Source organism: Goekera deserti, from assembly GCF_010685995.1.
In the GTDB taxonomy this organism is placed as follows: domain Bacteria; phylum Actinomycetota; class Actinomycetes; order Mycobacteriales; family Geodermatophilaceae; genus Goekera; species Goekera deserti.
In genome coordinates, this window is sequence record NZ_JAAGWK010000005.1 from 52656 (window position 1) to 72561 (window position 19906).

At 72.3% G+C, this 19906-nt stretch carries 24 protein-coding genes; 7 read left to right on the forward strand and 17 right to left on the reverse strand.

All coding sequences use genetic code 11. The features are described from left to right. Window positions 1-41: 41 nt before the first annotated feature. The 4 genes from glmS to rplM form a co-directional block, all read right to left on the reverse strand. Entirely contained in the window at window positions 42-1904 is a 1863-nt protein-coding gene (gene glmS, locus G1H19_RS01705; protein ID WP_152731676.1) for a glutamine--fructose-6-phosphate transaminase (isomerizing), read from the reverse strand. Window positions 1905-1994: 90 nt separating this feature from the next. After that, window positions 1995-3338: a phosphoglucosamine mutase gene (glmM, locus tag G1H19_RS01710; protein ID WP_162393218.1), complete on the reverse strand. Its 1344-nt coding sequence runs from the start codon at window positions 3336-3338 to the stop codon at window positions 1995-1997. An 11-nt stretch (window positions 3339-3349) separates the two neighbouring features. Continuing rightward, complete coding sequence (gene rpsI / locus G1H19_RS01715) at window positions 3350-3763, reverse strand: 30S ribosomal protein S9 (protein ID WP_162393217.1); 414 nt, start codon at window positions 3761-3763, stop codon at window positions 3350-3352. Continuing rightward, window positions 3760-4203 carry a 50S ribosomal protein L13 gene (gene rplM / locus G1H19_RS01720; protein WP_162393216.1) on the reverse strand — a complete coding sequence of 148 codons (444 nt, stop codon included), beginning with the start codon at window positions 4201-4203 and terminating at the stop codon, window positions 3760-3762. Before rplM ends, rpsI begins: the two co-directional genes overlap by 4 nt. Before the next feature lie 257 nt (window positions 4204-4460). On the opposite strand from rplM, the gene G1H19_RS01725 reads away from it, so the two are divergent. The 5 genes from G1H19_RS01725 to brig1 all read left to right on the forward strand — a co-directional run bounded on the left by G1H19_RS01725 (window position 4461) and on the right by brig1 (window position 8512). After that, the gene (locus G1H19_RS01725) at window positions 4461-4958 is read left to right on the forward strand and encodes a PGPGW domain-containing protein (RefSeq protein ID WP_152731674.1); all 498 of its coding nucleotides are present in this window, start codon (window positions 4461-4463) and stop codon (window positions 4956-4958) included. A 68-nt stretch (window positions 4959-5026) separates the two neighbouring features. After that, window positions 5027-6232: a molybdopterin molybdotransferase MoeA gene (moeA, locus tag G1H19_RS01730; protein WP_162393215.1), complete on the forward strand. Its 1206-nt coding sequence runs from the start codon at window positions 5027-5029 to the stop codon at window positions 6230-6232. Continuing rightward, complete coding sequence (gene moaC / locus G1H19_RS01735) at window positions 6229-6717, forward strand: cyclic pyranopterin monophosphate synthase MoaC (protein ID WP_235928191.1); 489 nt, start codon at window positions 6229-6231, stop codon at window positions 6715-6717. The genes moeA and moaC overlap by 4 nt, the downstream gene beginning before the upstream one ends. Continuing rightward, the gene (locus G1H19_RS01740; RefSeq protein WP_152731673.1) at window positions 6714-7214 is read left to right on the forward strand and encodes a MogA/MoaB family molybdenum cofactor biosynthesis protein; all 501 of its coding nucleotides are present in this window, start codon (window positions 6714-6716) and stop codon (window positions 7212-7214) included. Before moaC ends, G1H19_RS01740 begins: the two co-directional genes overlap by 4 nt. Before the next feature lie 512 nt (window positions 7215-7726). Then, the gene (gene brig1 / locus G1H19_RS01745; RefSeq protein ID WP_152731672.1) at window positions 7727-8512 is read left to right on the forward strand and encodes an anti-phage DNA glycosylase Brig1; all 786 of its coding nucleotides are present in this window, start codon (window positions 7727-7729) and stop codon (window positions 8510-8512) included. A 283-nt stretch (window positions 8513-8795) separates the two neighbouring features. Here the strand turns inward: brig1 and fdhD are convergent, their stop codons facing one another. Beyond that, entirely contained in the window at window positions 8796-9623 is an 828-nt protein-coding gene (fdhD, locus tag G1H19_RS01750) for a formate dehydrogenase accessory sulfurtransferase FdhD (protein ID WP_162393214.1), read from the reverse strand. A gap of 41 nt (window positions 9624-9664) precedes the next feature. Between fdhD and mobA the strand changes: the two genes are divergently transcribed. Then, window positions 9665-10267, forward strand: coding sequence for a molybdenum cofactor guanylyltransferase (gene mobA / locus G1H19_RS01755; protein ID WP_152731670.1), 603 nt, complete (start codon window positions 9665-9667; stop codon window positions 10265-10267). A gap of 28 nt (window positions 10268-10295) precedes the next feature. After that, window positions 10296-10961 (forward strand): NAD(P)H-binding protein, encoded by a 666-nt coding sequence (locus G1H19_RS01760; protein ID WP_152731669.1) that lies wholly within the window; start codon window positions 10296-10298, stop codon window positions 10959-10961. A 12-nt stretch (window positions 10962-10973) separates the two neighbouring features. Here the strand turns inward: G1H19_RS01760 and truA are convergent, their stop codons facing one another. The 12 genes from truA to rplO form a co-directional block, all read right to left on the reverse strand. After that, the gene (gene truA, locus G1H19_RS01765) at window positions 10974-11870 is read right to left on the reverse strand and encodes a tRNA pseudouridine(38-40) synthase TruA (protein ID WP_152731770.1); all 897 of its coding nucleotides are present in this window, start codon (window positions 11868-11870) and stop codon (window positions 10974-10976) included. A 4-nt stretch (window positions 11871-11874) separates the two neighbouring features. Next, on the reverse strand, window positions 11875-12654 hold the full coding sequence (gene rplQ, locus G1H19_RS24930; protein ID WP_152731668.1) for a 50S ribosomal protein L17: 780 nt from the start codon (window positions 12652-12654) through the stop codon (window positions 11875-11877). Window positions 12655-12939: 285 nt separating this feature from the next. Next, window positions 12940-14010 carry a DNA-directed RNA polymerase subunit alpha gene (locus tag G1H19_RS01775; RefSeq protein WP_152731667.1) on the reverse strand — a complete coding sequence of 357 codons (1071 nt, stop codon included), beginning with the start codon at window positions 14008-14010 and terminating at the stop codon, window positions 12940-12942. Window positions 14011-14107: 97 nt separating this feature from the next. Then, window positions 14108-14734 (reverse strand): 30S ribosomal protein S4, encoded by a 627-nt coding sequence (gene rpsD, locus G1H19_RS01780; protein WP_162393213.1) that lies wholly within the window; start codon window positions 14732-14734, stop codon window positions 14108-14110. Between the two features lie 34 nt (window positions 14735-14768). Beyond that, on the reverse strand, window positions 14769-15173 hold the full coding sequence (gene rpsK, locus G1H19_RS01785) for a 30S ribosomal protein S11 (RefSeq protein WP_152731666.1): 405 nt from the start codon (window positions 15171-15173) through the stop codon (window positions 14769-14771). 225 nt (window positions 15174-15398) lie between these two features. Continuing rightward, window positions 15399-15779: a 30S ribosomal protein S13 gene (gene rpsM, locus G1H19_RS01790; RefSeq protein ID WP_152731665.1), complete on the reverse strand. Its 381-nt coding sequence runs from the start codon at window positions 15777-15779 to the stop codon at window positions 15399-15401. Between the two features lie 13 nt (window positions 15780-15792). Continuing rightward, a complete protein-coding gene (gene rpmJ / locus G1H19_RS01795) occupies window positions 15793-15906 on the reverse strand; it encodes a 50S ribosomal protein L36 (protein ID WP_012950458.1) in 114 nt (37 codons plus the stop codon). Window positions 15907-15993: 87 nt separating this feature from the next. Further along, the gene (gene infA, locus G1H19_RS01800; RefSeq protein WP_012950459.1) at window positions 15994-16215 is read right to left on the reverse strand and encodes a translation initiation factor IF-1; all 222 of its coding nucleotides are present in this window, start codon (window positions 16213-16215) and stop codon (window positions 15994-15996) included. 284 nt (window positions 16216-16499) lie between these two features. Beyond that, entirely contained in the window at window positions 16500-17303 is an 804-nt protein-coding gene (gene map / locus G1H19_RS01805; protein WP_152731663.1) for a type I methionyl aminopeptidase, read from the reverse strand. Window positions 17304-17369: 66 nt separating this feature from the next. Further along, complete coding sequence (locus G1H19_RS01810) at window positions 17370-17981, reverse strand: adenylate kinase (protein ID WP_162393212.1); 612 nt, start codon at window positions 17979-17981, stop codon at window positions 17370-17372. Further along, window positions 17981-19291, reverse strand: a complete 1311-nt coding sequence (gene secY, locus G1H19_RS01815) for a preprotein translocase subunit SecY (RefSeq protein WP_162393211.1) — start codon at window positions 19289-19291, stop codon at window positions 17981-17983. The genes G1H19_RS01810 and secY overlap by 1 nt, the downstream gene beginning before the upstream one ends. Window positions 19292-19455: 164 nt before the next feature. Next, complete coding sequence (gene rplO, locus G1H19_RS01820; RefSeq protein WP_152731662.1) at window positions 19456-19899, reverse strand: 50S ribosomal protein L15; 444 nt, start codon at window positions 19897-19899, stop codon at window positions 19456-19458. Window positions 19900-19906 lie beyond the last annotated feature (7 nt).

Sequence of the window (19906 nt, forward strand, 5' to 3'; positions counted from 1 at the left end):
ACTCGCTGGCGCTCCTCGGTCGCTGGCGCTCCCTGCGGAGCTCACTCCACCGTGACGCTCTTGGCCAGGTTCCTCGGCTGGTCGACGTCCAGGCCGCGGGTGTCGGCGATCTCGCAGGCCAGCACCTGCATCGGGATGGTGGTGACCACCGGGGCGAGCAGGGTCGGCGTGCGCGGCACCCGGATGACGTGGTCGGCGTAGGGCAGCACGTCGTCGTCGCCCTCCTCGGCGATCACGATGGTGCGTGCCCCGCGGGCCCGTACCTCCTGGATGTTGGACACCACCTTGCCGTGCACCGACTCCCGGCCCCGCGGCGACGGCGCGACGACGACCACCGGGGTGCCCTCGCCGATCAGCGCGATCGGGCCGTGCTTCAGCTCGCCGGCGGCGAAGCCCTCGGCGTGGATGTAGGCCAGCTCCTTGAGCTTGAGCGCACCCTCCAGCGCCACCGGGTAGCCGACGTGCCGGCCGAGGAACAAGATCGTCGGGCTGTCGGCGAGCGAGCGGGCCAGCTCGCGCACCGGCTCCATCTCCGACAGCACCTTCTCCACGGCGGCCGGCAGCGCGCGCAGCTCGTCGACGATGGCGGCGACCTCGTCGGCGTACTTGATGCCGCGCACCTGGGCGAGGAACAGCCCGACCAGGTAGCAGGCCACCACCTGGGACAGGAACCCCTTGGTCGAGGCGACGGCCACCTCGGGTCCGGCCCGGGTGTAGAGCACGGCGTCGGACTCGCGCGGGATGGTCGAGCCGTTGGTGTTGCAGATCGCCAGCACCCGGGCGCGCTGCTCCTTGGCGTGCCGCATCGCCATCAGGGTGTCCATCGTCTCCCCGGACTGGGAGATGACCACGACCAGCGTGGACCGGTCCAGCACCGGGTCGCGGTAGCGGAACTCGCTGGCCAGCTCGACCTCCACCGGGATGCGGGTCCAGTGCTCGATGGCGTACTTGGCGATCAGCCCGGCGTGGTAGCTGGTGCCGCAGGAGACGACGAAGACCTTGTCGATGTCGCGCACCTCCTGGTCGGAGATGCGCACCTCGTCGAGCACGATCGCGCCGTGGTCGGAGAGCCGGCCCAGCAGCGTGTCGGCGATCGCGTGCGGCTGCTCGGCGATCTCCTTGAGCATGAACCAGTCGTAGCCGTCCTTCTCGGCGGCGGCGGCGTCCCAGTCGACGGTGCGCGACGGCGGCTCCACCACCCGGCCGGTGAAGTCGGTGACCGTGACCCCGCGGGTGCGGTCGATCTCCACGACCTCGTCCTGGCCGACGTCCAGGGCGTGCCGGGTGTGCCCGATGAACGCCGCGACGTCGGAGCCCAGGAAGTACTCACCGTCGCCGACGCCCACCACCAGCGGGCTGTTGCGCCGGGAGGCCACCATGGTGTGCGGCTCCGCGGCGTGCGTGGCGACCAGCGTGAAAGCGCCCTCCAGCCGGCGGCTGACCCGGCGCAGCGCCTCGGCGAGCCGGTCCGGGGACTCCGGCAGCGTCGGGTAGACCGCCGCCAGCAGGTGGGCGACCACCTCGGTGTCGGTGTCGGAGCTGAACTCGGTGCCGGTGGCCTCGCACTCGGCGCGCAGCGCGGCGAAGTTCTCGATGATCCCGTTGTGCACCACGGCCACCTGGCCGTCGGCGGACACGTGCGGGTGCGCGTTGCGGTCGGTGGGGCCCCCGTGCGTGGCCCAGCGGGTGTGCCCGAGCCCGGTCGTCGCCGCAGGCAGGCCCTGGTCGGCGAGCACCTTCTCCAGGTTCGCCAACTTGCCGGCCTTCTTCGCCGTCGTCAGGACGCCGTCGACGACGACCGCGACACCGGCCGAGTCGTAACCCCGGTACTCGAGGCGGCGCAACCCCTCCAGGACGACGTCGAGGGCGTTCTGCGGGCCCACGTACCCCACGATTCCGCACATTGGGGTGACGATACCGCCGGGACGGACCGATCCCGTGCAGCTCGCCCCGTACGCCCCAGCCGCCCCAGGTCGCCCGGCCGGCCGGTCCCGTCAGCCGGTGGCGGCGACCACCGCGGCCAGCCGGGCGGCCACGGCGTCGGCCTGCTCCTGGGACGGCGCCTCGACCATGACCCGCACCAGCTGCTCGGTGCCCGAGGGGCGCAGCAGCACCCGGCCGGTGTCCCCGAGCTCCTCCTCGACCTCGTTCACCGCGCGGGCCACCTCGTCGCTGGCCGCGACGGCCAGCCGGTCGGTGACGGGCACGTTGACCAGCGTCTGCGGCAGCTTCTGCACCACCGAGGCGAGCTCGGCCAGCGAGGCGCCGGTCGCACTCATCCGGGACAGCAGCGCCAGCCCGGTCAGCAGGCCGTCGCCGGTGGTCGCCCACTCCAGGAACACCAGGTGGCCGCTCTGCTCGCCGCCCAGGGAGAGGTCGCGGGAACGCAGCGCCTCCAGCACGTAGCGGTCACCGACCGCGGTGGTGGCCACCGCGATGCCGGCGTCGCGCATGGTGTGGTGGAAGCCCAGGTTGCTCATCACCGTGGCGACGACGGTGTCGTCCTTGAGGGCGCCGCTCTCGTGCAGCGCCAGGGCGCAGATCGCCAGGATCTCGTCGCCGTCGACGAGGGCGCCGTCGGAGGTGACCGCCAGGCAGCGGTCGGCGTCGCCGTCGTGGGCGATGCCGATGTCGGCGCCGGTGCGGCGGACGGTCTCGGTCAGCGGGCCGAGGTGGGTGGAGCCGATGCCGTCGTTGATGTTCCAGCCGTCCGGCTCGCCGCCGATGACGTGCACCGTCGCCCCGGCCCGGCGGTACACCTCGGGCGCGCAGCGGGCGGCGGCACCGTGCGCGCAGTCCACGACGACGGTGAGCCCGGCCAGCGGCTGGCGCAGCGCGGACAGCACGTGGTCCACGTAGTCCTCGGCGCCGCGCGCGAGGTCGCGAACACGGCCGACACCACGGCCGGTGGGCCGCTGCTCGTCGAGGACACGGCCGGTGACGGTGCGCTCGATGGACGCCTCGACGGCGTCGGGCAGCTTGTGCCCGCCGCGGCTGAACAGCTTGATGCCGTTGTCGGGCATCGGGTTGTGACTGGCGGAGATCATCACGCCGAGGTCGGCACCGGTGCGGCCGGTGAGGAACGCGATGGCCGGCGTGGGCAGGACGCCCGCGCGCAGCACCTCGGCGCCGGCGCTGGCCAGGCCCGCCACCACGGCGGCCTCCAGCATCTCCCCGCTCGCGCGGGGGTCGCGGCCGACGACCGCGACGGGGCGCGAGGCCCCGTCGCGGTCGGCGAGCACGCTGGCGGCGGCGCGGGCCACCGAGAGAGCCAGCTCCGGCGTGAGCTCGGTGTTGGCCCGGCCGCGCACGCCGTCGGTCCCGAAGAGGCGACCCACCAGCGCGCCGGTCAGCGCTTGGAGTACTGAGGCGCCTTGCGGGCCTTCTTCAGGCCGTACTTCTTGCGCTCGGTGACTCGCGGGTCACGCGTGAGGAAGCCGGCCTTCTTCAGCACCGGGCGGTCGTCGATCTCCACGGCGATGAGCGCGCGGGCGATGGCCAGGCGCAGGGCGCCGGCCTGGCCGCTGACGCCGCCGCCGTTGAGCAGCGCGATCACGTCGTACTGCTCGTTCTTGTCCAGGATGACGAACGGCTCACGGATGAGCTGCTGGTGCACCTTGTTGGGGAAGTACTGCTCGATCGTGCGGCCGTTCAGGGTGAACTGCCCGGTGCCCTGCACGAGGCGCACGCGGACGATGGCCTCCTTGCGGCGACCGACGGTCTGCACGGGACGCCCGGTGGCGTCGGTGATGGCGGTGGTCACTGGGCAACCTGCTTGATCTCGAAGGGCTGGGGCTGCTGGGCGGTGTGCGGGTGCTGCGGACCCGCGTACACCTTGAGCTTGGAGAGCATCTGCCGGCCCAGCGTGTTGTGCGGCAGCATCCCCTTGACGGCCCGCTCGACGACCCGGTCCGGGTGCGTGCGCAGCTGGTCACCGACGTTGATCTTGCGCAGACCACCCGGGTAGCCCGAGTGCTGGTAGGCGGTCTTGGCGTCCCGCTTCGACCCGGTCAGCGCGACCTTGCCGGCGTTGATGACGACGACGAAGTCGCCGACGTCGACGTGCTGGGCGAACTGCGGCTTGTGCTTGCCGCGCAGGAGGATGGCGATCTGGCTGGCCAGTCGACCGAGCACCACGTCGGTGGCGTCGATGACGTGCCACGCCCGGGTGATCTCACCGGGCTTGGGCGTGTACGTGCGCACAGGGCGTCCTTCGTCGTCGTCGGGTGGCTGGTGGATCGCCTCCCCGAGCACGGGGGACGGACCGATCGGTCATGGACGGCGCGCGCACCAGCCGGCGCAGCACCAGCGAGCCACGATACCAGCCGGCGACACGCCGCCCCGCCGCGGTCCAGGCGTGAGCGGGCGCCCGGGTGGGCACCACCGGATGACGCCCACCGGGACGCCGCACCCGTGCGTCCCGACCGCGGGCCTCGAGCCCTCGTCGTACCGGGAGAGCCATGACCCGCCCCAGCACCCCGCAGCACACGCCCGCCACCGACCGGCGGACCGTCGTGGCGGGGAACACCGTCGCCGACGACCGCAGCACGTCCGGCGCGCGCGTCTGGCGCGACGGCCTGGGCGAGTCGCACCCGCCGAGGCCGGGCTCGCTGCGCGCCCGGGTGCACGCCAACCCGGCGCTGACCCAGGTGTGGCGGGTCGGCGTCTTCGTCCTCGGCCTGCTGCTGGTCGCACTCGGCGTCGCGCTCACCGTCCTGCCCGGCCCGCTGACCATCCCGCCGGTGCTCGCCGGGCTGTGGGTGTGGTCGACCGAGTTCGCCTGGGCGCGGCGGTTCTTCGACGCGTTCAAGAAGAAGGCCCGGGACGCCTGGGACCACGCGAAGGAGCACCCGGCCAGCTCGCTGGCCATCACCGTCGGCGGCCTGGCCCTGGCCGCCGTCGCCTTCTGGGCGGTCGGCCACTTCCAGCTCGTCGACCGGGTCGAGGACCTCTTCTGACCTGTCGGCCCGGGGCCCGACCCGGGCCGCCCACCCGGCGCGGGCCGCCCGCGCGGCAGGATGGTCGCGTGCGCACGGTCGAGGAACACCAGGCGGTCGTCACCGCGCTCCTGCGCGAGCTGCCCGAGGAGCACGTCGCCCTCGCCGAGGCGGCCGGGCGGGTGCTCTCCCGGGACGTGCCTGCCCTCGTGGCGCTGCCCGGGTTCACCAACTCCGCGATGGACGGCTACGCCGTGCGCCACGAGGACGTCCAGGCGGCCACGCCGGCCACCCCGGTGCGACTGCCGGTCGTCGAGGACATCCCGGCCGGCCGCGGCGACGTCGTCGCACTCGTCCCGGGGACGGTGCACCGGATCATGACCGGAGCCCCCGTGCCGGACGGCGCCGACGTGATCGTGCCGGTCGAGCAGACCGACGCGGCCACCGGCGTCGTCACCATCACCGGCGTCCCCGCGCCGGGCACGCACCTGCGGCACGCCGGGGAGGACATCGCCGTAGGCAGCGTCGCCCTGCCCGCCGGGACCGCGCTGGGTGCCGCGCAGCTGGGCCTCGCCGCCGCCGTCGGGCACACCACCCTGCCGGTGAGCCGGCGCCCCCGCGTGCTGGTGCTCTCCACCGGCAGCGAGCTGGTCGAGCCGGGTACGCCGCTGCAGCCCGGGCAGATCTACGAGTCCAACTCGGTGCTGCTGGCCACCGCCGTCCAGGCCGCCGGCGGCGAGGCCCGCACGCTGCACTTCGTGCCCGACGACGTCGACACGTTCCTGGCCACCGTGCGCGCCGAGCTGGCCGGCGCCGACCTGCTGATCACCAGCGGCGGCGTCAGCGCCGGTGCCTACGAGGTGGTCAAGGACGCCTTCGGCGCGCTGGGCACCGTCGAGTTCGTCAAGGTGGCCATGCAGCCCGGCGGGCCGCAGGGCGCCGGCACCGTCGACGGCGTGCCCGTGGTGACCCTGCCCGGCAACCCGGTGAGCTCGTTCGTGTCCTTCGAGGTGTTCGTCCGGCCGGCGCTGCGCCGGGCGCTGGGCCACACCCACCCCGACCGGCTGCGGGCGCCGGCCCGGCTCACCAGCGAGCTGCGCTCCCCCGCCGGGCGCCGCCAGTTCCTGCGCGGCTGGTACGACGACGGCGAGGTGCACCAGGTCGGCGGGCCCGGCTCGCACCTGGTCGCCCACCTCGCCCGGGCCAACTGCCTCGTCGTCGTGCCCGAGGACGTCACCCACCTGGACGCCGGCGCCGAGGTCGGCGTCGTCCTCGTCGAAGGAGCCCTGCAGTGACCGACGGACCCAGCAGCCCGGGGCGCCTGACCCACGTCGACGCCCGCGGCGCGGCCCGGATGGTCGACGTGACCGGCAAGGAGGTCACCGCCCGGGTCGCCACCGCGGCCGGCCGGGTGCTGGTCAGCCCGGAGGTGGTCGCGCTGCTGCGCGGTGAGGGCGTGCCCAAGGGCGACGCGATCGCCGTCGCCCGGATCGCCGGCATCGCCGGGGCCAAGCGGACGCCGGACCTGATCCCGCTGTGCCACCCGATCGCGCTGCACGGGGTGACCGTGGACGTCGAGGTCACCGACGAGGCCGTCGAGATCACCGCCACCGCCCGCACCGCCGACCGCACCGGCGTGGAGATGGAGGCACTGACCTCGGTCGCCGTGGCCGGGCTGACGGTGATCGACATGGTCAAGGCGGTCGACCCCCGGGCGAGCGTCACCGACGTGCGGCTGCTGTCCAAGACCGGTGGCAAGAAGGGCGACTGGGTCCGATGAGCGAGTTGCCCGCCGACGCCCGCGCCGTCGTCGTCACCGCCTCCAACCGGGCCTCGGCCGGGGTCTACGAGGACCGCAGCGGCCAGGCCCTCGCCGCCGGGCTGCGCGAGCTCGGTTTCGCCGTCGAGGGCCCGCACGTGCTCCCGGACGACGTCGTCGCCCTGAGCGCGGCCCTGGTGGACGCGGTGGAGGGCGGCGCCGACGTCGTGCTGACCACCGGCGGCACGGGGCTCTCCCCCACCGACGTCACGCCCGAGGCCACCGGCACCGTGATCGAGCGGGAGGCGCCCGGCATCGCCGACGCGATCCGCCGGTACGGCCAGGACGGCGTGCCGACGGCGGTGCTGTCCCGCGGGCTGGCCGGCGTCGCCGGGCGCACGCTGATCGTCAACCTGCCCGGTTCCACCGGCGGGGTGCGCGACGGGCTCGCCGTCCTGGGCCCGCTGCTGCCGCACGTCGTCGGCCAGCTCCGCGGCGGCGACCACCCCTCCCCCTGACGCCCATCCCGCGTCGCGAGGCGGCGGAGGGCGGGGCGGGCGCTCAGTCCAGGAGCAGGCGCTCGGTAACCGTCAACGGCGAGCGCTGGCCGCTCACCCTGAACGACGGCGACGACGAGCCCACCGTGACTGTGCATGTCCCGTCATCGGCCGGCCGCAGCTTCTGAGGGCTGGGGTGTTGTCTCGGTGAGCTGTCGCTCCGAGCCATGATCCGTTCTGCAGAAGAGGCGACATCAACCCGCGGTCGCTGATCTTCCAGCGTGCACCGACGTCCGCGCCGCCGTCGCATCCCTGTCGGACGGCACTCGCGAAGACCTGCGCCTTAATGCGGTGCCCTGTGGGTCAGTTCCCGTTGGCCCACGACTGCACGACGTCCACGGAGTCGATCTACGACCCGCGGGCACTTCCGTGCCCGCCCCCGGCGTAGACCCGCTGGGTTTGGTGGCTCAGTTCGGGGCGCCAGGGACGTTGCAGCGGGTGCCTCACCCAGGATCGAACGGCATGCTGGGGAGATGTCATCTCGTACTGCCATCGGCGGCTTCTGGGACGCCCACATTCGCTCCTGGCTCGACGGCGCCGATCCCCTCCCTGATCCGCTCGACGCCTGGTTTGGCAGCTACTCGGGACGAGGCCTGGGCGCCGTGACGCGCGACGGCTTCGTCGAGCCGTTCCAGGGCGATCTCGGCGGACACGAGACGGAACCGCGCATGGTCTTGCTCGGGCTCAATCCCGGTCAATACCTTCCCGACCTCCAGGCAAGGGACGGGCTGTTCGCCGAGGAGATCAGAGCCGCCGGCAGTTACAGCGCCTGGGCCCGCAGCGCGCCGTACGACCGAGACCCCTGGTTGGCCCGGTACGGCCCGAACCGCTTCTACCGCGGGCGACGGGGCTTCACTCGTCGTTGGCTCGGCGATCCGGCCGCCGGGTACAACGACATGCTGCTGTGGGAACTCTACCCGTGGCATTCCACGGCGGTGGTGGGCCGCATGAGCCCACCACCGCACCTGATCAGGCAGTTCGTGTGGGACCCGATCGCGGACATCGACGTGCGGTACGTCTTCGCATTCGGCGCCCCGTGGGCCCAGCTCGCTGAGAGCGACCTCAAGCTCCAGCCGGCTGGCGTCTTCGGCCGAGGTGGCCGGGACTACGGCTCGACGGTCGCTTCCCGCTCGGTCCGAGTCTTCGAGCTGTCTTCGAGGCAGCTGCTCGTCACGGAGTCGCACGCCGGGAGTGCCGGTCCGCCGAGCACCGATGAGGTAGAGCGGCTTCGTGACGCGCTGGTTTCGGCCAAGCTCTGAGACTTCGTCCAGCCCGTACACACGGCGGGCCCGAGCGTCACGACCGTCGGCTGTCTTCGTGTGTCGTCCGACAGCCGCCACACAGGATGCACAGTCCTTCGGCAGTCGGGTGGGCATCGAATGCATGCGGCTGATCCGACCAGAGTGCAGTCACGTCCTCACCGCCAGAGTCGCCCATGCATTCGGGACAGAGCTCAGATGGACGGGCGATGCCGGTGCGGTCGTGGAAAGCGGCGTGCGTCGCGGAAGTTGCTGGCATTCGCAAACACTACGAGGCGAGCCGTCAGCCGAGCTCCACGCGTTCTGTGTGGGTGTAGACGTTGCACCCGTCCCCGCGCAGGAAGCCGATCAGCGTGATCCCCACCTCGGCGGCCAGCTCCACCGCCAGCGACGACGGCGCGGACACGGCGGCGAGCACCGGGATGCCGGCCAGCGCCGCCTTCTGCGTCAGCTCGAAGGACGACCGGCCGCTCACCATGAGCACCGAGCCGGCCAGCGGCAGCCCGCCGGTGCGCACGCCGTCACCGACGACCTTGTCCACCGCGTTGTGCCGGCCCACGTCCTCGCGCAGGGCGACCAGCTCGCCGGCGGCGGTGAACAGGCCCGCGGCGTGCAGGCCGCCGGTCTTGTCGAACACCTGCTGGGCGGCCCGCAGCCGGTCCGGCAGGGCCAGCAGCGTGTCCAGGGTCAGCCGGGTGCCGTCCGAGGCGACGTCGTGCGTCGTCCTGGTGCGGATGGCGTCGATGCTCGCCTTGCCGCACACGCCGCAGGAGCTGGTCGTGTAGAAGTTCCGGTCCAGCGCGGTGTCCGGCGCCTGCACACCCGGCGCCAGGACGACGTCGACCACGTTGTAGGTGTTCCGGCCCTCGGCGTCGACCGAGTCGCAGTACCGCAGCGCGCTGATGTCGTCCACCCCGGCGATGACTCCCTCGGTGGCCAGGAAGCCGTGCACCAGGTCGAAGTCGTGGCCGGGGGTGCGCATGGTGACCGCGAGCGGTGTCCCGTCGAGCCGGATCTCCAGCGGCTCCTCGGCCGCCACCGTGTCCGGCCGGGTGCTGCGCTGCGACCCGCGGATGCGCAGCACCGGTGTCCTGCTCGTGACTCGTCCCACCCGGGCGACGGTACCCACCGCCAGCGCCTACGGTGCGCAGCATGACCGACCGCCCCCCGTTCGCCGCCGTCGTGCTGGCCGGCGGGAAGTCCGCTCGGCTGGGCGGCCAGCACAAGCCCCAGCTGGAGGTCGGCGGGCGCACGATGCTGGCGGCCGTGCTGGCCGCCGTCGAACACGCCGCGCCCCGCGTCGTGGTCGGCCCGCCGCAGCCGGTGCCGGACGGCGTCCTGCTGGTGCGCGAGCAGCCGCCGCGCGGCGGGCCCGTGCCGGCGCTGCGGGCCGGTCTCGCCGCCGTGGACGCCGAGGTCGTCGCGGTGCTGGCCGCCGACCTGCCGTTCCTCACCGCCGACCTGGTCGACGCGCTGGCCACCGAGCTGGTCGGCCGCGGCAGCAGCGACGGGGTGCTCGTCGTGGACGGGGCCGGACGGGACCAGTACCTGCTCGGCGTCTGGCGCACCGCCACGCTGCGGGCGGCGGTCGGTGCAGTGCACGGCCCTACGTCGATGCGCGCGCTGCTGACCCCGCTGGCCGTGCACCGGCACCGCCCGACGCCGGTGGCCGGGCGACCGGTGCCCTGGACCGACTGCGACACCCCCGCGGAACTGGCCCGGGCCCGCGCCGCCGCACCGCGTCCCGCCGACTGATCGCGACCCGACCGGGTAGCCCGCGCCCATGGACATCGTCATCGCCGGCGCCCACGGCCAGGTCGCCCGCCGCCTCACCCGCCTGCTCGCCGCCCGCGGGGACACCGTCACCGGGATCGTCCGCGACTCCCGGCAGGTGGCCGACCTGGAGTCCGACGGCGCGCGGCCGCTGGTCCTGGACCTGGAGCACGCCGACGTCGGCGAGCTCGCCGCGGGCCTACGCGGCGCCGACGCGGTGGTGTTCGCCGCGGGAGGCGGTCCGAACAGCGGGATCGCCCGCAAGGACACCGTCGACCGGGCCGCGGCGGTGCTGCTGGCCGACGCCGCCGAGGCGGCCGGGGTGCGCCGCTACCTGCTGGTGTCCTCGATGGGCACTGAGCAGGTCGCCGGCGGTGCCACCCCCGACGGGGTGGACGAGGTGTTCGTCGCCTACCTGCGGGCCAAGCTCGCCGCCGAGGAGGCGCTGCTGCCCCGGCCGGGGCTGGACACCGTGGTGCTGCGCCCCGGCCGGCTCACCGACGACCCGGGCACCGGGCACGTCATGCTGGACCGGCACGTCGAGCGGGGTGACGTCACCCGCGACGACGTCGCCGCCGTGCTCGCCGCGCTGCTCACCCGGCAGCACCACGAGGGCGTGCTCGAGCTGACGAACGGTCCCACCCCGGTCGAGGACGCGGTCGCCGCCCAGCTCTGAGGACAGCGGCCCTCAGCAGCACCCAGAGTGCCCCGCGGCCGGTGCGTCGCGGCGGGCCCGGGTCACCAGCGCGCGATCGGCCAACTCGTCGTCGGCGGGGTAGTCCACCCGGACCAGGGTCAGGCCCGCGGCCGGTGCCACCGGGACGTCGTCGGCGCGGCTGGTCCGGGTCAGCAGCGACGCCGGCCAGTCCGGGGCCCGGCGACCCTCCCCCACGGCCAGCAGCGCACCGACCAGGCTGCGCACCATCGAGTGGCAGAACGCGTCGGCGCCGGCCCGGACCTCCACCCGCTGCGGCCCGCCCTCGTCGTCGTCCACCCGCCGGACGTCGAGCACCAGCAGGGTGCGGATGGTGGTCGCGCCCTCCCGCCGCCGGCAGTACGCCGCGAAGTCGTGCTGCCCGAGCAGCGGCCCAGCGGCCTGCTGCATGAGCGAGGTGTCCAGCTGCCGCGGCCAGCCGACCACGTCCACCCGGCGCAGCGGAGACGGCCCGGAGTCGGCGTCGGTCAGCCGGTAGACGTAGTGCCGGCGCAGCGCCGCGAACCGGGCGTCGAAGTCCGCGGGCACCGCCCGCGCCGAGGTCACGACGACGTCGGGGGCGAGCACGCCGCGCAGCCTGCGGAGCAGCCGTCCCCGCGCCGACTCCCACAGGCCGGCGGGCAGGTCCAGGTGGGCGACCTGGCCGGTGGCGTGCACCCCGGCGTCGGTGCGGCCGGCGACGGTCAGGTCGACGTCGTGCCGGAGCACCGTGGACAGTGCCAGCTCCAGCTCGCCCTGCACCGTCCGCTGTGCCGGCTGGCGGGCCCATCCGTGCAGGGCCGTCCCGTCGTAGCCGAGGTCCAGCCGAACGCGGACGAGCCCGCCACCGGTGGGGGTGGCGGGCTCGTCGCTGTCGTGCGGGTGGTTCAGCGGATCACTTGGGGTCGCGCTCGGACTCGCCGCCGGGTGCCTGGCGGCCGGCGGTCGCGGCGTCGCCCAGCTCGGCGGCCTCGACCTCGGCGGCAGCTGCGGCGGCCACCTCCGGCGAGATGGCCTCGTCGTCCACGACCGCGGCGTTCTCACGCTTCGGCTCGGGGGTGACGGCGGTGTCGTCCTGGGTCTCGCCGTCCGGGGTGAAGACGTCGGTGACGACGGCCTGGGCGTCGTCGACACCTTCGGAGCCCTCGGTCACGTCCGGGCTGGTGTCGCCACCGGGGCCCGTCGTGCCGCCGGCATCGGTGAGGGCGGCGGTGTCGGCGGTGACCTCACCGGCGGCCGACGAGCCACCGCTGCGCGGGGTGGCGAACCGGGTGCCGCGAGCGCGCTCGGCCTCGCCGACGGCCTGCTGGGCCACGGTCAGCGCCTCGACCATCTCGATGACCGCCATCGGGGCGTTGTCGCCCTTACGGGGACCCACCTTGACGATGCGGGTGTAGCCACCGGGCCGGTTCTCGTAGCGAGGACCGATCTCGGCGAAGAGGTGGTGGACGACGTTCTTGTCGCGGATGGTCGTCATGACCTGACGGCGAGCGTGCAGGTCACCACGCTTGGCGAAGGTCACCAGCTTCTCGGCCAGCGGGCGCAGTCGCTTCGCCTTGGCCTCGGTCGTGGTGATCTTGCCGTGCTCGAACAGCGAGGTGGCCAGGTTCGCCAGCATCAGCCGCTCGTGCGCGGGGGACCCGCCGAGGCGGGGACCCTTGGTGGGGGTGGGCATGTCGGTCCTTCCTCAGGCGGCCGGGCGGGGCGTCGCCGGCTGCATCTCAGCGGGTGGTGCGGTCAGGCTCCGCTGCAGCCTCCCACGACGCGACGAGCGCGTCGTGGGAGCCACAGCGGCGGCCCCGCTGCAGGGTCCCACGGCGTGCGGAGCACGTCATGAGCTGCAGCGGCGGCCCCGCTGCAGGGTCCCACGGCGTGCGGAGCACGTCATGAGCTGCAGCGGCGGCCCCGCTGCAGGGTCCCACGGCGTGCGGAGCGCGTCGTGGGGGGCAGCGGGGTCCTTCTAGAGCTGCTCGGTCTCCCGGAAGTCGCCCTCTGCGGCGTACTCCTGGCCTTCGGCGTACTCGGTGACACCCTGGTAGGCGTCGGTCTCGTAGCCCTCGTCGTAGCTCTCCACCGAGGTGGGGACGAACCCGGGCGGGCTGTCCTTGAGCGCCAGGCCCATGGCCGCGAGCTTCAGCTTGACCTCGTCGATCGACTTGGCACCGAAGTTGCGGATGTCCAGCAGGTCGGCCTCGGAACGGGTGACGAGCTCACCGACGGTGTGCACACCTTCGCGCTTGAGGCAGTTGTAGGACCGGACGGTGAGGTCCATGTCCTCGATCGGCATCGAGAAGTTCGCGATGTCGGCGGCCTCGGCCGGGCTGGGCCCGACCTCGATGCCCTCGGCGTCGACGTTGAGCTCGCGGAGCAGGCCGAACAGCTCGACCAGGGTGGAGCCGGCACTGGCGATCGCGTCGCGCGGGTCCATCGACGGCTTGGTCTCGACGTCGACCACGAGGCGGTCGAAGTCGGTGCGCTGCTCGACGCGGGTGGCCTCGACGGCGTAGGTGACCTTCAGGACCGGCGAGTAGATCGAGTCGACGGGGATCCGTCCGATCTCCTGGCCGGGCTGCTTGTTCTGGGTCGCCGGCACGTAGCCGCGGCCACGCTCGACGACCAGCTCGATCTCGAGCCGGCCCTTCGCGTTCAGCGTGGCGATGTGCAGCTCGGGGTTGTGCACCTCGACACCGGCCGGGGGCGCGATGTCGGCGGCGGTGACCTCACCGGGGCCCTGCTTGCGCAGGTACATGGTGACCGGCTCGTCGGAGTCGGAGCTGACGACCAGGCCCTTGAGGTTCAGGATGAGCTCGGTGACGTCCTCCTTGACGCCCGGCACGGTGGTGAACTCGTGCAGGGTGCCCTCGATGCGGATGCTGGTGACAGCCGCGCCGGGGATGGAGGACAGCAGGGTCCGCCGCAGCGAGTTGCCCAGGGTGTACCCGAAGCCGGGCTCCAGGGGCTCGATGACGAAGCGGGACCGAGAGGCGTCGATCGTCTCCTCGGTCAGGGTGGGGCGCTGTGCGATGAGCATGGTTCTCCTTCAGGTCCTCCGGCGACCGCCATATGACGCCGTGAGGTGGTGGTGCAGGCGGGGCGGACATCTGTCCGCCCACCCCGCCGTCCTTCTGCTACTTCGAGTACAGCTCGACGATCAGCTGTTCCTGGACCGGGGTGTCGATCACCTGACGGGCCGGGATGCTGTGCACCAGCACCTTCAGCTGCGTGCTGATGACCTCGAGCCACGGCGGCACGGGACGGCTGCCGGCCTTGGCCTGGGCGAGCTGGAACGGAGCCATCTCGGCGGACTTCGCGGCCACCTCGATGATGTCGTTCGCGCTCACGCGGTAGGAGGGGATGTCGACCTTGCGGCCGTTCACCTTGATGTGGCCGTGACGCACCAGCTGGCGCGCCATGTCGCGGGACTCGGCGAAGCCGGCCCGGTAGACCACGTTGTCCAGCCGCGACTCCAGGATCTGCAGGAGGACCTCACCGGTCTTGCCCTGCTTCTTGTTGGCTTCCTGGTAGTAGCCGCGGAACTGCTTCTCCAGCACGCCGTAGATGCGGCGGGCCTTCTGCTTCTCGCGCAGCTGGAGCAGGTACTCGCTGTCCTTGCTGCGGCCACGGCCGTGCTCGCCCGGCGGGTAGGGCCGGATCTCGATCGGGCACTTCGCGGACTCGCACTTGCTGCCCTTGAGGAACAGCTTCATCTTCTCGCGCCGACACAGGCGGCAGTCGGCTCCGGTGTAACGGGCCACGTCAGTTACTCCTAGATCGTCTCGTCAGTACCGGTCAGACCCGGCGGCGCTTCTTGGGCCGGCAGCCGTTGTGCGGCTGCGGCGTCACGTCCTGGATCTGGCCGACCTCGAGGCCAGTGGCCTGCAGCGACCGGATGGCGGTCTCCCGACCCGAGCCCGGGCCCTTGACGAAGACGTCGACCTTGCGCATGCCGTGCTCCTGCGCCTTGCGGGCGGCGTTCTCGGCAGCCATCTGCGCCGCGAACGGCGTGGACTTGCGCGAGCCCTTGAACCCGACGTGCCCGGCCGAGGCCCAGCTGATCACGTTGCCCGTGGGGTCGGTGATGGACACGATGGTGTTGTTGAAGGTGCTCTTGATGTGCGCCGCACCGTGAGCGACGTTCTTCTTCTCCTTGCGGCGCACCTTCTTGGCACCTGCCGCGCGGGCCCTGGGAGGCATGTCTCTCCGGTCTGTGTTGTTCGTGGCCTGGGATCGTGCTGGGTGGGGCAGCGCACCCGTCGCCCCCTCTGCGGAGCTGGGCCGCCCGCCCTCGTCGGGCGGCGGCGCACCGGCCCCCTACCGGGAGCGCAGCAACGGTGCACTCGGCCCCGGTGCAGTACCGGAGCCGGCCTCGGCGCAGGGTCCCGAGCCGCGCGGAGCGTGGCTCGGGGGGCGCCGAGGTCCTTACTTCTTGCCGGCCTTCTTCTTGCCGGCGATGGTCTTGCGCGGGCCCTTGCTCGAGCGCGCGTTGGTCTTCGTCCGCTGACCGTGGACGGGCAGGCCCCGGCGGTGCCGGATCCCCTGGTAGCAGCCGATCTCCACCTTGCGGCGGATGTCGCCGGCCACCTCCCGTCGCAGGTCACCCTCGACGCGGAAGTGCTCGTCGATGTAGTCGCGGAGCTTCAGCAGGTCCTCGTCGGTCAGGTCCTTGGTGCGGAGGTCGGGGCTGATGCCCGTCGCCGCCAAGGTGGCCTGCGCGGAGGTCTTGCCGATGCCGTAGATGTACGTGAGCGCGATCTCCATGCGCTTGTCGCGCGGGAGGTCGACGCCAGCCAGACGTGCCATGTCAGGTACTCCCTCAGCCCTGGCGCTGCTTGTGCCGGGCGTTGTCGCAGATGACCATGACCCGGCCGTGCCGGCGGATCACCTTGCACTTGTCACAGATCTTCTTCACCGACGGCTGGACCTTCACCGGTGCCGCCCTCATTCCTGTCAGGTCGTGGGCCCTGGCCGGCCCTGGGGCCGACCGGACGTGGTCGGCAGGGCCGACCGGGACTGGTTACTTGTAGCGGTAGACGATGCGGCCGCGGGTCAGGTCGTAGGGCGAGAGCTCCACGACCACGCGGTCCTCGGGCAGGATGCGGATGTAGTGCTGGCGCATCTTGCCGCTGATGTGGGCGAGCACCCGGTGTCCGTTCTGCAGCTCGACCCGGAACATCGCGTTGGGCAGCGGCTCGACGACACGACCTTCGACCTCGATGGCCCCGTCCTTCTTTGCCATGCCCTACACGGCCCCTCTCGGTCTTCGCAGTACTCGGTGTCCACGCCTGAGCAGGCGCGGACAGTCGTGCAGGATTGCTTGGAGCGTCCGGCGGTATCGCAGAGGGCGCTCGTCGCGATGCGGCCACAGCACGGCGACGGAGCGGCGCTAACGCCGTCGGCCACTGTACCCCGACGTCAGACGGCGGACCAACCCAGCCCCCTCCCCGGGGGCGAGGCCCCGGCCACACCACGCAGGCCGACGCGGGCGGCAGCACGCGGCCCCGCGGCGCGGCGGGTGCTCCGTCAGGAGCGGGCGGTGACGCCGAATGGTGCGAGCCCGGAGACGCCGCCGTCCTCGGCGGTTAGGACCCAGGGGCCCTCGGGCGTGATGGCGACGGTGTGCTCGAAGTGCGCGGCACGGGACCCGTCCTTCGTGATCACGGTCCACCCGTCCTCGAGTTCCACCGTGGTCGGGTCCCCGACGGTGACCATCGGCTCGATCGCCAGGCAGAGGCCTGGGACGAGCTTGGGCCCGCGGCCGGCACGTCCGTAGTTCAGCACGTGCGGGTCCTGGTGCATCTCGGTGCCGATGCCGTGACCACCGTAGTGGTCGACGATGCCGTACTCGTGCTCCTCGGCGAGCACGGCCTCCTCGACGGCGTGGCTGATGTCGGTCAGCCGGCCGCCGACGACCGCCCGCGCCAGCCCGGCCCACATGGAGCGCTCGGTCACGGCCATCAGGGCGGCGTCCTCGGTGGAGGGCTCCCCGACCGTGACGGTGATCGCCGAGTCACCGTGCCAGCCGGCGAGGATGGCCCCGCAGTCGATGGAGATGTTGTCCCCGGCGGCGAGGGCACGGCCCCGGTCGGGGATCCCGTGCACGATCTCCTCGTTGATCGAGGCGCAGATGCTCCCGGTGAAGCCCCGGTAGCCGAGGAACGAGGGGATCGCCCCCGCGCTGCGGATGTGGTCCTCGGCGACGGCGTCGAGCTCGCCGGTGGTGACCCCCGGCCGGACCTCGGCGCGCACCGCCGCCAGCGCCCCGGCCACGACGAGGCCGGCGCCGCGCATCAGTTCGATCTCGTGTGCCGTCTTGATCTGGATCATGCGTCCACTCCACTTCGCGAGCAGCGGCACGCGGGACAGCAGGCCGGTGCCCATGGAGACCGGCCCTCAGCCCTCGTCCGACTGCTCGGTTCGTCGTTCGGCCTCCCGGAGCGCCGCCAGGGCCCGCTGGGTCACCTCGTCCACGGCTCCGACGGCGTCGATCCGGGCCAGCAGCCCGGCCGACTCGTAGAAGCCGGACAGCGGCGCCGTCTGCGCCCGGTAGACGTCCAGCCGGTGCCGCACCGTCTCCGGCTTGTCGTCGCCGCGCTGCACCCAGACACCGTCGACGAGCATGCGGCGACCCGACAACCGGCGCACCAGCTCGTCGGTCTCGACGACGAGCTCGAGCACGCAGTCCAGCCGCTGGCCACGCTCGGCGAGGCTGTCGCGCAGCTGCTCGGCCTGGGCGATCGTCCGGGGGAAGCCGTCCAGCAGGAAGCCGTCCGTGGCGTCCGCCTCGGCCAGCCGGTCGGACACCATGGCCACGGTGATCTCGTCGGGCACGAGGTCCCCGGCGTCCATGTACGACTTGGCCTGCTGGCCGAGCTCGGTCTGACCGCTCACGTTCGCCCGGAAGATGTCCCCCGTCGAGATGGCCGGGATGGACAGCTCCTTGGCGATGACCTGCGCCTGGGTGCCCTTGCCGGCACCGGGCGGGCCCAGCATGACGACGCGCACTAGCGGAGGAACCCTTCGTAGTTGCGCTGGTTGAGCTGCGTCTCGATCTGCTTCACCGTCTCCAAGCCCACTCCCACCATGATCAGTACCGCGGTCCCGCCGAACGGGAAGTTCTGGTTCTGCCCCTCCTGCGTCACCGACAGGAAGAAGTTGGGCAGCACCGCCACGAGCCCCAGGTAGATGGAGCCGGGCAGCGTGATCCTCGAGAGCACGTACTGCAGGTACTCGGCCGTGGGCCGGCCGGGGCGGATGCCGGGGATGAAGCCGCCGTAGCGCTTCATGTCGTCGGCTCGCTCTTCGGGGTTGAACGTGATCGACACGTAGAAGTACGTGAAGAAGATGATCAGTGCGAAGTAGACCGCGATGTGCACCGAGCTGGTCTGGTCGACCAGGTAGTCCTCCACGAACCTCCGGACGGCGCCGGTGCTGTCACCCTGCAACTGGGTGAGCAGCTGGGGCAGGTACAGCAGCGACGACGCGAAGATGACCGGGATGACGCCGGCCTGGTTGACCTTCAGCGGGAGGTACGTCGACGTGCCGCCGTACATCCGCCTGCCGACCATCCGCTTGGCGTACTGCACCGGGATCCGGCGCTGCGCCTGCTCCACGTAGATCACCGAGGCGATGATCAGCACGGCCAGCACGCAGACCAGGGTGAAGATCAGCCCGCCGCGGGACTGCAGGATGGCGCCGCCCTCGGCCGGGATGCGGGCCGCGATCGAGGTGAAGATCAGCACGGACATGCCGTTGCCGATCCCCTTCTCGGTGAGCAGCTCGCCCAGCCACATGATGACGGCGGTACCGGCGGTCAGCGAGATGACCAGGACGATCGTGGTCCAGATGGAGTTCGACGGGATCAGTTCCTGGGCGCAGCCCGGGAAGAGCTGCCCGCTGCGCGCGAGGGCGATGATGCCGGTGCTCTGGAGCACCGCGAGCGCGATCGTCAGGTAGCGGGTGTACTGGGTCAGCTTGGCCTGACCCGACTGCCCTTCCTTCTTCAGCATCTCGAAGCGCGGGATGACCACCACCAGCAACTGCACGATGATGCTCGCCGTGATGTACGGCATGATGCCCAGCGCGAACACCGACAGCCGCAGCAGCGCGCCGCCGGAGAACAGGTTGACCAGCGAGTAGACGTCCTGCTGGGCGCCGCTGTTGGCCTGGTCGAGACAGCTGTTGATCGCCGGCACCGAGACGCCCGGCCCGGGCACGCTGGCACCGAGCCGGTAGACGGCGATGATCGCCAGGGAGAACAACAGCTTGCGCCGGAGGTCTGGCGTCCGGAACGCCGCGGCGAAAGCCTGCAGCACGTGCCCTCCCCGAGTAGGTCCTGTGAGCGTGACGACGACAGGGGACCCCCCGGCGCTCGCGTGCCCGCAGCGGGACACTACAGGGGGCCGGCCGGGGGTCCTCCGGTCGAGTGGAGAGCAGACGACCCCCGGACGCGGGTGCGTCGGCGGGGGTCGTCGGCTGTTCAGAGCTGGGTGGTGCTGCCCCCGGCCGCGCCGATCTTGTCCTCGGCGGACTTGGAGAAGGCGTGCGCGTGCACCTGGACGGTCACGCCGCCGAGGTCGCCGGAGCCGAGGACCTTGACCGGGTGGCCCCGGCGGACGGCGCCGGCGTCGGCGAGCGAGTCCGGGTTCACGGCCCCGCCCTGGGGGAAGAGCGCCGCGATCCGGTCGAGGTTCACGACCTGGAACACGACCTTGTTGCGGGGGGTGAAGCCCGAGAGCTTGGGCAGGCGCATGAACAGCGGCGTCTGACCACCCTCGAAGCGTGCGGAGACCTGAACGCGCGCGCCCGAGCCCTTCGTGCCACGGCCGGCGGTCTTGCCCTTGCTGCCCTCACCACGACCCACACGGGTCTTCTTGGTGTGGGCGCCGGGTGCCGGACGCAGGTGGTGGACCTTGAGAGTCATGTGTGTG